14 protein-coding genes are annotated in these 11258 nt (G+C 49.6%); 10 read left to right on the forward strand and 4 right to left on the reverse strand.

Translation table 11 applies throughout. The annotated features are described in order from the left end of the window. Positions 1-12: 12 nt before the first annotated feature. Together ACTZWV_RS14700 and ACTZWV_RS14705 are read right to left on the reverse strand one after the other, a co-directional pair. Entirely contained in the window at positions 13-882 is an 870-nt protein-coding gene (locus ACTZWV_RS14700) for an alpha/beta fold hydrolase (RefSeq protein WP_444787451.1), read from the reverse strand. A gap of 13 nt (positions 883-895) precedes the next feature. Beyond that, entirely contained in the window at positions 896-1267 is a 372-nt protein-coding gene (locus ACTZWV_RS14705; RefSeq protein WP_444787274.1) for a DUF6746 family protein, read from the reverse strand. Between the two features lie 428 nt (positions 1268-1695). Between ACTZWV_RS14705 and ACTZWV_RS14710 the strand changes: the two genes are divergently transcribed. Beyond that, positions 1696-1848 carry a hypothetical protein gene (locus tag ACTZWV_RS14710; RefSeq protein WP_305551634.1) on the forward strand — a complete coding sequence of 51 codons (153 nt, stop codon included), beginning with the start codon at positions 1696-1698 and terminating at the stop codon, positions 1846-1848. Positions 1849-1999: 151 nt separating this feature from the next. Next, positions 2000-2353, forward strand: coding sequence for a VOC family protein (locus tag ACTZWV_RS14715; protein ID WP_444787275.1), 354 nt, complete (start codon positions 2000-2002; stop codon positions 2351-2353). A gap of 66 nt (positions 2354-2419) precedes the next feature. Here the strand turns inward: ACTZWV_RS14715 and ACTZWV_RS14720 are convergent, their stop codons facing one another. Next, entirely contained in the window at positions 2420-2677 is a 258-nt protein-coding gene (locus tag ACTZWV_RS14720) for a hypothetical protein (RefSeq protein WP_444787276.1), read from the reverse strand. Between the two features lie 267 nt (positions 2678-2944). Here ACTZWV_RS14720 and ACTZWV_RS14725 point away from each other — a divergent pair, with 267 nt between their 5' ends. Continuing rightward, a complete protein-coding gene (locus ACTZWV_RS14725; RefSeq protein ID WP_444787277.1) occupies positions 2945-3685 on the forward strand; it encodes a substrate-binding periplasmic protein in 741 nt (246 codons plus the stop codon). 58 nt (positions 3686-3743) lie between these two features. Here ACTZWV_RS14725 and ettA read toward each other — a convergent pair whose 3' ends face one another. Beyond that, complete coding sequence (gene ettA / locus ACTZWV_RS14730; RefSeq protein WP_444787278.1) at positions 3744-5405, reverse strand: energy-dependent translational throttle protein EttA; 1662 nt, start codon at positions 5403-5405, stop codon at positions 3744-3746. A gap of 161 nt (positions 5406-5566) precedes the next feature. Here ettA and ACTZWV_RS14735 point away from each other — a divergent pair, with 161 nt between their 5' ends. From ACTZWV_RS14735 to ACTZWV_RS14765, 7 genes are all read left to right on the forward strand, one after another. Beyond that, a complete protein-coding gene (locus tag ACTZWV_RS14735) occupies positions 5567-5920 on the forward strand; it encodes a DUF2750 domain-containing protein (protein WP_305551629.1) in 354 nt (117 codons plus the stop codon). Between the two features lie 143 nt (positions 5921-6063). Then, the gene (gene folE / locus ACTZWV_RS14740; protein WP_444787279.1) at positions 6064-6708 is read left to right on the forward strand and encodes a GTP cyclohydrolase I FolE; all 645 of its coding nucleotides are present in this window, start codon (positions 6064-6066) and stop codon (positions 6706-6708) included. 127 nt (positions 6709-6835) lie between these two features. Then, complete coding sequence (locus tag ACTZWV_RS14745) at positions 6836-7465, forward strand: PepSY-associated TM helix domain-containing protein (protein ID WP_444787280.1); 630 nt, start codon at positions 6836-6838, stop codon at positions 7463-7465. Positions 7466-7498: 33 nt separating this feature from the next. Then, complete coding sequence (locus tag ACTZWV_RS14750; protein WP_444787281.1) at positions 7499-7996, forward strand: DUF2271 domain-containing protein; 498 nt, start codon at positions 7499-7501, stop codon at positions 7994-7996. Positions 7997-8039: 43 nt separating this feature from the next. Further along, a complete protein-coding gene (locus ACTZWV_RS14755; protein ID WP_444787282.1) occupies positions 8040-8840 on the forward strand; it encodes a DUF4198 domain-containing protein in 801 nt (266 codons plus the stop codon). 105 nt (positions 8841-8945) lie between these two features. Next, positions 8946-10067, forward strand: a complete 1122-nt coding sequence (locus tag ACTZWV_RS14760; RefSeq protein ID WP_444787283.1) for a 4-phosphoerythronate dehydrogenase — start codon at positions 8946-8948, stop codon at positions 10065-10067. A 14-nt stretch (positions 10068-10081) separates the two neighbouring features. Beyond that, positions 10082-11101: an aspartate-semialdehyde dehydrogenase gene (locus tag ACTZWV_RS14765; protein WP_444787284.1), complete on the forward strand. Its 1020-nt coding sequence runs from the start codon at positions 10082-10084 to the stop codon at positions 11099-11101. Positions 11102-11258 lie beyond the last annotated feature (157 nt).

Genomic DNA, 11258 nt, shown 5'->3' on the forward strand with positions numbered 1-11258 from the left:
GCTGCGGTTTTTTTATGTCGTTAAGAAGCGCTGAATATGCTGCGCTACCACAGCAGCTTGTGTCATATGGCAATGGTGACCACCTGTTACGGCTATCTGCTGTAACTGTTTATAGCAGGGTGCAAACTGCGTGGTTTTAGCGGCAAAGGCGCTGTCTGTCGCTACTATGCCAAGCACTGGGCAGTCTACCGCCGTGAGCAGGGCTTTTGCCTGCTCTGCGCTGAAGCGATACACTGAGCTGTGGCGCAGGCGCATATCTGCACGCCAGCTCACGCCTTGCTCTGTGGTACTCATGCCTGGCGCTGCGGTAATAGTACCGCGCTCAGCTAATAGCATAGCTTCGGTTAAGCTGAAGTCGCTTTGCTTTTGTCTGGCGGCCGCGGCATCTGCCACGCTGGCATAATAAGGTGTGCGTGACGGCGCTTTTAAGCGTGAATTAATACCGTCGCGCAGCTGCTTTGCTGCGTTGCCGGCATCATCAGTAACAAAGCCTAAGCTGTCTATCAGCACCAGCCGGCCAACCAGCTCAGGAAAAGCCGCGGCCAGAGCTGTTGCCACCATAGCGCCCATAGAATGGCCGATAATCGTTAGCTGTTGCCATTGCTGTTGGCGGCACAAGGCAACTAAGTCCTGCAGCCAATCGAAAAAATAGTAATGGGCATCACTGCTGCGATGGCCGGAGTGGCCGTGGCCCGGGAATTCCAGTGCCAGCAGCGGTATATCAGGTAGTTGCTGCGCCAGCGGTTCAAAGCTGGCGGCATTATCCAGCCAGCCATGCAGGCACAATACCGGAGCGACATGGCTATTGGCAGCGTTGTTACCCAGCGCGGCCAAACTAACACTGCCTGCGTTAAAACGATGTGGATATTGCAGGGCTATCATGGCTGGCAAAGTGCTACTTCACCAGCGTCTGTGCGGCTTTAATATAGGCATCACCACGTGCTTTTGCTGTGGCAGTATCCATATGCTCAGACGCGACATGCACTTCTTCCAGTACATCTTTTAGTTTACCCGTTTCGGTATGAATTTTTTCCAATGCCACTTCGATGGTGTAGGTTAATTCATGAATTTCTACCATTGCCAGTGGTGTCAGCTCACCGGCTAATACGGTTTTTAATTTCTGATTATATTCACTGAAATTGGCAACGGCCTGCTGCAAAGTATCTGATGGCTTGCCCTTATAATGGTCCGGCCGCTCGTCAGCCTGCACTACAGCAGACACTAACAGGGCACTACCTAACATCACAGCAGATAACAGAGATTTCATACTAAACTCCAAAAAATGTAAATGAGAACGCTTCGCAATTAATTTAGCATATAAGCCTGCCGCAGCATACTGCTAAAGGTAAAAAGCGGTACTTTTTGCTGTGTCGGCTTTTAATGCTGGATTTTTGATTAGAATAACTAACCGGAATATCTGCTTTATAATTCAGTTTTTACAGCATGAGCTGTGTGTTGCATATGCCTGCATGTCATTTTTATTGCATAAATAGCTATTTTAGAAGCGATAAAAGGTGTTTTGTTGTAAGGCGACGGAAAGGTAACACTCTGTTTAGTTGAATGCAAAATGAAGGTCAGACAATTTATTGATTAGTTTTACTTATGCTTTGGCGGTAATTTATCTCGTTCGTGCGCTGTGCAAAAAGTCGGCATAATGTGCAACATATAAGCAGCGTTTAAATACAGAGGTGAAGCATGACGACGTTAAATACCACAGCAGCGAAACATAATGTTACCGTTAACAACAGTAACGCCGTTGGTCGTGCTTTGCTGGTCCGCAAATTAAACCGCTTGCTGGCGCAGATGGGCCGGGCATTGAATACCGCCAGTCTGGTTCGCAGCAAATAAGCTCAGCGATGTTGTAAGCAACCAAGCTGTTGCTACCAGCAAAAGCCACGCCGTGCAGAAGCAGCGTGGCTTTTCTGTTTTAGTCGCTTGTTAGAGTTTCGCGCTTGCATTAGAGTAATATCCGGATATAACAGAAGCGGGAGCCCGGGATATGAGCGGACATGAAAAAATTAACTATGTAGAGCTTCCGGCCGCGGATCTGGCGGCGGTGAAAAAGTTTTATGCGCAGGTATTTGGTTGGGTATTTGCCGACTATGGTCCGGACTATATTGCTTTTGCTAACTCTGGCCTGGATGGCGGCTTTTATCGCTCAACAAAGCAGTCGTCAACTACGCAGGGTGCAGCTTTGGTGGTGTTGTACAGCAAAGATTTAGCAGAGACAGAGCGTAAAATTGTTGCTGCAGGTGGCAACGTCGTCAAGCCGGTTTTTTCATTCCCAGGTGGGCGTCGCTTTCACTTCAATGATCCGCATGGTAACGAACTGGCAGTTTGGTCAGAGCAATAGCAGGATGTCGCTTACGCCATAGTGCCGGCGTAAGCGAGCGCGGAATAAACTGCATAGTAGCGGCCTTTATTGCTGCTGTGTAGTTGCAGCAGCAGTGTTTTGTGCGACATTATGCTCCGCCTGCTGGCTGCCTTGAGTAAAAAACAGCTCGGCAATAGTTTGTTCCAGTGCAGTTTTCGCTTGTTGTTTAATATTACTGCTTAGTTCTGTCAGCTGGTTGCTGACAGTTTCAGTTAACGTGTCGGTAATAGTGTTGGCTTGAGCCGGTGCAGCAAAGCCGACAGTGATAACAGCAACCAGAGTGAAAGCAGATAAAGTTTTCATTTTTAGTCCTTGAGTTTCAGGTTAGGGTTAACAACACTCTGACTATTACAAGCAACGTGCCACTTTTTTATTTTTAAATAATGCATTGAATTAAAACGATTTTGTTTTTTACATGTTACGCTTTAATGTTTGCTGAACGTCAGCTGAAAATCGACTTTAGTGAAATTGACTAACAATTAGCTAATTTTGTTATTAATGCTGTAGCTGGCAGCAAAACCGAACTAAGCTATGCTATCAGGAAGAAGTATCAGTGGGGCCAACAGCCTTATGTTGAAGTTGTTTTTGTTAGTGGTCAGTTGTTTGAGTTGTAGCGTGGCGGCGAATGCATCATTACGCGTGGTCACTGAGTTGTCGCCGCCGCACCAAACCCTGGTAGCGGGGGAGGTTGCCGGGTTAAGTACCGAGCTGGTACGGGCGACGTTAGCCAAAGCCGGTGTAACGGCACAAATAGAGTTGTACCCTTGGGCGCGCTCTTTTCGCATTGCCCAAAGCCAACCTGATGTATTGATATACAATATGGCACGCACCGCTGAGCGTGAGCAGCAGTTTCACTGGATAGGTACCGTTGCGGCCTATCAGCTGGGGTTTGTTGCGCTTAGTCATCGCAGTGACATCCGCATCAGCTCGTTAAACGATGCCGCCGGCTATACCATAGCTGTGCAGCGGGATGATTTAGCGGCCAACTTTTTGATGCAGAATGGTTTTAACACCGGACAGCAACTGGTGCTGGCGGCCGATATTACCGAATCCTGGCAACTGCTGTTGAATGGTAAAGTAGACTTGGTGATTGATGATGCCGTAGCCTTAACTGCAATGGCTGAGACCTTGGGGGTGCCGCGCAAGTACCTGCGTTTTGTTTACGCTATACCGGAACTGGCACAGCGCACCTGGCTGGCGGCCAGCCGGGATACTTCGCCGGAGCTGGTCAAGCGCTTGCAACAAGCCCATAGTGAGGTGGCAACCACGGAGTATTATCAACAAATAATGTCGTCCGGCTATCTGCGCTAAAATATACTTTCTGCTGAAAAAAACGCCCGTAATAACGGGCGTTTGGCAGTACTTCACATCAGATTTTTTTGTATTTGATCCGGTGCGGCTCTAAAGCCTCAGCCCCATAGGTAGCTTTTAACCAGGCTTCATAATCTGAGTAGTTACCCTCAAAGAAATTTACCTTACCCTCGTCACGGTAATCCAGAATGTGGGTGGCGATACGGTCAAGGAACCAGCGGTCATGCGAGATCACCATGGCACAGCCCGGAAAATCAAGCAGGGCATTTTCCAGTGCCCGCAGCGTTTCTACGTCCAGATCATTGGTGGGCTCATCCAGCAGTAACATATTGCCGCCGGCTTTGAGTAGGGCGGCTAAATGTACGCGGTTACGTTCACCACCGGATAACTCGCCGATAAACTTTTGCTGATCATTGCCTTTAAAGTTAAAGCGGCCAACATAAGCGCGGCTTGGGATCTGGAAGTTACCGATTTGCAGCATATCCTGACCGTTGGAGATTTCCTGCCAAACCGTGTTTTTCGGGTTCATGCTGTCGCGGAACTGATCCACACTGGCCAACTGTACGGTGTCACCAACGCTGATATCACCCGAGTCAGCTTGCTCTGCGCCACTGATCATTTTAAACAGCGTGGATTTACCGGCGCCGTTCGGGCCGATAATACCGACGATGGCACCTTTGGGAATGCTGAAGCTTAGATCATCAATCAGCAAGCGGTCGCCAAAGGACTTACGCAGGTGATTAACCTCCAGCACTTTGTCACCCAGGCGTGGTCCTGGCGGAATAAACAGCTCGTTGGTTTCGTTACGCTTTTGAAATTCCTGACTTTGCAGCTCTTCAAACCGCGCCATCCGCGCTTTGCTCTTGGCATGACGGCCTTTGGGGTTAGTGCGCACCCACTCCAATTCTTGTTTAATAGAGCGTTGACGCGCGTTCTCGGCTTTTTCTTCCTGTTGCAGACGGGCATCTTTTTGCTCCAGCCAGGAAGAGTAATTGCCTTCCCACGGAATACCGTAACCACGGTCCAGCTCTAAAATCCAGCCGGCAACGTTATCAAGGAAATAACGGTCGTGGGTAATGGCGACCACGGTACCAGGGTAATCGTGCAGGAAGCGCTCTAACCAGGCGACAGATTCGGCGTCCAGGTGGTTGGTTGGTTCGTCCAGTAACAGCATGTCCGGCCGTTCCAGCAATAAGCGGCAAATGGCGACACGGCGGCGCTCACCACCGGAGAGGTGTTCAATTTTGGCATCCCATGGCGGCAGGCGCAGTGCATCGGCAGCACGCTCCAGGGTGTTATCCAGGTTATGGCCTTCTTTGGCTTGAATTAACGCTTCCAGTTCGCCTTGTTCACGAGCTAAGGCATCAAAGTCGGCGTTTTCGTCGGCATAGGCAGCGTACACCTCATCTAAGCGCGTCAGGGCGTTTTTTACATCGCTGAGCGCTTCTTCGACAATTTCCCGTACCGTTTTAGCCGGGTCTAATTGCGGCTCTTGCGGCAAATAACCAATTTTGGTGCCGGCCAAGGGTTTGGCTTCGCCTTCAAACTCGGTATCGACACCGGCCATAATACGCAGCAGGGTAGATTTACCTGAACCGTTTAAACCCAACACGCCGATTTTAGCGCCCGGGAAAAAGGATAACGAAATGTCTTTTAAAATAGTGCGCTTAGGCGGAACCACCTTAGAGACGCGAAGCATAGAATAGATATATTGAGCCATAATCGGGAGCTTATCCTTAAGTGAAACAATGCCGCAGATTGTACGTTATTTTTCGCTGCCAGGGAAAGCAAGGCACCCGGTAAACAAGATAAAACTCGCTTTTACGCCGTGCTTTCTGGTCTAATAGCAACCAATTCCTTTACCTGTGGTGGAAAGTAAATATGAGTCAATTTGCCCAAGATCCGAATTTTCAACGTTTCGTTGAAGAAGCCAAAACCAATGGCGTAGTTTATGTATTAGCCGAAGGCGAAGACTTACTGGTAGTAGAGTCGGTCGAGTTTGAAGAAACTGACGTTATGCCGTTCTGGTCTGACGAAGCTGCGGCCAAGGCGCATTGTTCAGAAGAGTGGGCGGTATATAAGCCGGAAGCCATTGCTCTGGACGTATTTTGCGACGGTTGGTTAAAAGAGATGTATGACGACGGTGTGTTAATTGGCCTGAACTGGGACGAAAGTTTGAATGGTCCGGAAGTGGAACCACGCGAATTGTTAGAAGCCCTGTCTTTAGTGCAGTAAGCCTTGTTGGCCGGGCGTAGCATGCTGCAAAGGTATATAGTGCAGCAGCAACGTCATAAAAATGGCAAAAAACTGACTTTATCCGTAAACTAGCGGCTAAGGCGGCACGTACTAGGGTTATCACAGCCGGTTTGGAATTAGTTATGTTATCAGAAGAAGCAATATTGGTACGCAGTGCGTTGGAAGCGCGTGGGCTGGAAACGCCGATGCTGGACAACGGTTTGTCGCGCGACCAGAAGTACAACAAGATAAGCAGCCTGATGAGCGAAGTGGTCAGCACTTTGGGGCTGGACTTGAGCGATGACAGTTTAAGTGAAACGCCGCACCGCATTGCAAAAATGTATGTCGACGAAATTTTTGGCGGCCTGAACTACACCAATTTCCCCAAAATTGCACTGATTGACAATAAAATGCAGGTGCAGGAAATGGTAAAAGTAAAAGACATCAGCTTTACCAGCACCTGCGAGCACCATTTTGTCACTATTGACGGTTACGCCACTGTGGCTTATATCCCGGAAAAACGCATTATAGGTTTATCTAAAATTAACCGCATAGTGCGCTTTTTTGCTCAGCGGCCGCAGGTACAGGAACGGTTAACACAACAGGTTTTGGTTGCCATGCAAACCTTGTTGCAAACCGACAATGTTGCGGTGACGATGGAAGCGGTGCATTACTGCGTAAAATCGCGCGGTGTAATGGACGTAAACTCCAAAACCCAAACCACGGCTTTGGGTGGCATATTTAAAGACGACGGCCGTACCCGCGCCGAGTTTCTTGCCCGTTATTAATGCTTTAACTGTAAGTTGAATAAGGCGCCTGATGGCGCCTTTTTTTATAGTTGAATGGCAGGTTTAGTTGCAAATGCGAATTGTTATCAGTATTATGCCGATCAGGTTTTTTCTGGGTTGAGCGGTAATGACTGAGTTCCGGCGCGGGCCTGCGCTAAATAAACTAATGCGTGTGATCCACAGTTACAGCTCGATGCTGGTGCTGGTATTGCTGCTGTTTTTTGCCATTACCGGTATTACGCTGAACCATCCGGATTGGCTCTACAGCAAAGCCGGACAGCTTAGCTTACAGCAGGTGCTGAGCTTACCTGAACCACTGCGCTACAGCAGCTTGCCCGAATCTGAGCCACAGCAGGCACAAATTGCTGCACAGTTCCGTGACTGGCTAAGCACTGAGCATCAGGTTAAGGCGTCAGTGTTCAGCTATATGTTTGAACCGGATGAGATGGTGCTGGAGCTGGATTTTAAGCGCCCGGCCGGTTATGCCACCGCCATTGTCGATTTTTCCGCTAACACCGCAGAGCTTGAGTTGGAGTTTAACGGTTACCTGGCGCTGCTGAATGATTTACATAAAGGCCGTAACGCCGGCACCAGCTGGATAGTGCTGATTGATGTAACGGCGGTGGCCTGCATTATTTTTGCGCTAACCGGGTTTTGGTTGATTTTAAAGCAGCCATCAAGGCGCAGCATGGGCAACAGTCTGGCCATGCTGGGTATTTTTATCAGCTTGTTTGCTTATATCTTGTCGTTGCATTAGCGCCGGTGAAGGCGCGTTAACAGAGGAACCACTATGAAGTTAACCGGGGCGTTGTTAGTTGTTTGTGCCACTGCACTGTGCTGGCACAGTAAGGCAACCGCAGCACAAAGTGACATTAAACTGGAATTGCCGGCCATAGAAACCAGCCAGTATCACCGGCCTTATGTGGCGGTATGGGTGGAAAATGCACAACAACAACCGGTAAAGCTGATTGCGCTGTGGGTAGAAAAGCCGGACTGGTTAAAAGATCTACGCCGCTTTTGGCGCAAAATCGGCCGCAGTAATACCGCCCTGGTTGATGCCGTCAGCGGTGCCACGCAAAAACCCGGCAGCTATACGCTGCATTGGGACGCTAAGGATGACAGCGGTGCAGCGCTAAGTGCAGGCAGCTACACACTTTTTGTTGAGGCTGCACGTGAACAAGGCGGGCGCAGTCTGGTTAAGCATGAATTTAACCTGCCAGCACAAGGCGCCGTTATTGAAATAGCGGCAGAGGGTGAATTAGGCGCTGTTAAAGCCACTATTCGTTAAGCGCGGTTACGCCGCATTCAAAGTTTAAAAAGGACGCTTCACTATGATAAAAACAGCCGCAGTTATACTAACTGGTTTATTGATCAGCAGCAGTATCAGTGCCCACACCTTATGGCTGGTGCCAAGCCATTACGTATTGTCGAAGCAGGACAGTTGGGTTAGCGTTGATGCCTCTGCCGCCAATATGACCTTTGTCCCGGATAAAGGCATTGGTTTAACCAGCCTGAAACTGTATTTGCCGGATGGCAAAGTACAAGATGTGACCTCGGTGCATCAGGGCAAGCGTAAATCGATGGCAGATGTACAACTGGCCGGAGATGGTACTTATAAGTTGGAAATGGCTAATCCGCTGCGCTTTTTTACCAGTTATGAGCTAAACGGTGAGCGCAAACGGCTGATGGCCAATAAGCAGGAGCGCACGGCGCAACTGCCTGCAGGCGCCACCAAGGTAGAAACCACACAGATGCGCAGCCGCAATTTTGCTTATATTACGGTAAACAGCCCAACCGATAGCGTAGTAAAACTGCAGGGTGCCGGGCTTGAGATCAGCAGTAATGTGCATCCGGCCGATGTGGTCGCCGAAGAACGCCTGGAGTTAGTGTTTAACCTGGATGGTAAACCGCAGGCCGGCGTAAAAGGCGTGTTGTCGTATGAAGGCGAGCTGTACCGCAACGATGCCGGCCGGGTTGAGTTTGAAACCGGTGCCGATGGCCGTTTTAATTTTACGCCACAAACCGCCGGGCGCTATTTAGTGGAAGCATCCTACGCTGCAGAGACTGCATCAAAGCTGGCAGACAAGGTGCGCGAGTCCGTCACTTATACCTTTGAAGTGGCGCTACCTTAACGCAATATGGTGTCAAACTAACAAAGCCAGCCAAATTCAATAGGCTGGCTTTGTGCTATTTGTTACACTGCCGACTATCTTTTCAGGCGTTAGCAGGACCGGGTAATGCGCATTTTTGCCGATGAAAACATGCCGTTGGTGCAACAATTCTTTAGTCAATTTGGTGAAGTTAACTTGTTTGATGGCCGCAATGTCAGTGCGGCGCAACTGCAGGATGCCGACATCTTATTAGTGCGCTCGGTCAGCAATGTTAATGCGCAATTGTTGCAGCACAACACTAAGCTGCGTTTTGTCGGTACTGCCACTATCGGCATGGACCATATTGACCAAACTTATCTGGCAACGCGTAATATAGCCTTTTCCAGTGCACCCGGCTGCAATGCGCAGTCGGTGGTGGAGTATGTGCTAAGCAGTTTGTGGTGCTTAGCGAATAAATATCAGTGGCAGTTAGCGGATAAAACCGTGGGTATAGTCGGCGTGGGTAATATCGGCAGCCGGCTGGCCAGGGCGTTGCAGGCGCTGAATATCCGTGTGTTACTGTGTGACCCGGTGCGTGCACGCAACGAAGCCGACTTTAACCACACCGATTTTACCGCGCTTTGCCAACAAGCCGATATTATCAGCTTTCATACCCCGCTGATTAGTAGTGGCAGCGACGCCAGCAAACACTTACTGAACGCGCAAAGCTTAGCGCTGTTAAAGCCGGATTGCGCACTGATTAATGCCTCCCGTGGTGCGGTGATAGATAACCGGGCTTTGCTGCAGGATCTGACCGGCGCGGCTAAGCGCCGTGCCGTGGTGTTAGATGTATGGGAAAATGAGCCCGACATTCTTACTGCACTACTGCCTTACGTGGATATTGCCACCGCCCACATTGCCGGCCACAGTATTGAGGGCAAAGCCCGTGGTACTGAAATGCTGTATCAGCGTTGCGCCGCCTTGCTGCAACAGCCACTGCAACAACAGCTACAGCAGTTATTACCGGTACCAGCGATGGAAAAACTGCAAATTAGTGCAAATTTTGGGCTTCCGGATGTCCAAAACTTAGCAAGACTGTTATATGATGTGCGGCGTGACGATGCCATACTGCGGCATTATTTGCACAGTAAGGGCTTTGACTGGCTTCGCAAGTCATACCCGCCGCGGCGCGAATTCAGCTCGTTACAACTGTGTGGCAAGGTCATACCGGACTTTTTGCCGCAATTAGGTTTTAGCCTCGCACAATAACAAGAGGAACTGTCATGGCTTCGCAATACAATGTTGCCGTTTTGGGTGCAACAGGTTTGGTAGGACAACATTTAATTGAAATTCTGGAACAGCGTGATTTCCCGGTCGCTCAGCTGTTTCCTCTGGCCAGCAGCCGTTCTGCCGGCGGTACCGTGACATTTAAAGGTAAGAAAATTAAGGTTATTGATGCAGAAACCTTTGATTGGTCACAAGCGCAAATTGGCCTGTTCTCTGCCGGTGGCAGTGTATCGGCTATTTATGCGCCTAAAGCCGCTGATGCCGGCTGTGTGGTGATCGACAATACCTCCCATTACCGCTACGAGCCGGATATTCCGCTGGTGGTGCCGGAAGTGAATGCTCATGCTATTGCTGATTATCGCAACCGCAATATTATTGCTAACCCGAACTGCTCCACTATTCAGATGTTGGTGGCGTTAAAGCCGATTCACGATGCGGTGGGGATCAGCCGGATTAATGTGGCGACCTATCAATCGGTCAGCGGTGCCGGTCAGGATGCAGTAGAAGCCTTAGCCCATGAAGCTGCACAGCTGATGAACGGCCGGCCGATAGAAAAAGAAGGCCAGTTTGCCCGCCAGATTGCGTTTAATGTTATTCCGCAAATTGATGTGTTTATGGACAACGGCTACACCAAAGAAGAAATGAAGATGCATTGGGAGACGCAGAAAATTTTCGGCGACGACAGCATTTCTGTTAACGCTACTGCAGTGCGGGTGCCGGTGTTTTTCGGCCACGCCGAAGCGGTACATATTGAAACACGGATGCCAATCAGTGTAGAGCAGGTAAAAGCCTTGCTGGCTGACGCGCCGGGTGTAGTATTGCTGGAAAACAATGCCGATTTCCCCACTCAGGTGTGCAGTGCCGCCGGTAAAGATGAGGTGTTTGTTGGCCGGATCCGCCAGGACTTATCGCATGAGAACGGTATTAACCTGTGGGTAGTGGCAGATAATATCCGCAAAGGCGCGGCTACCAACAGTATTCAAATTGCTGAGCACCTGATCCGCGACTACCTGTAATTGGTCCGTTTATAATATCGCAGGGCTTCACTACGAAGCCCTTGCTTCCTCTGCAATGAACTTCTGCTATATCAACAGCTTTTTTAAGTGCTGGTCAGAACTGCGTCTGTGCTTTATATTTTCACTAACGGTTTGCCTGTCATAGTTGGAACGTTGT

Source organism: Rheinheimera sp. NSM (assembly GCF_052380015.1).
Lineage (GTDB): Bacteria > Pseudomonadota > Gammaproteobacteria > Enterobacterales > Alteromonadaceae > Alishewanella.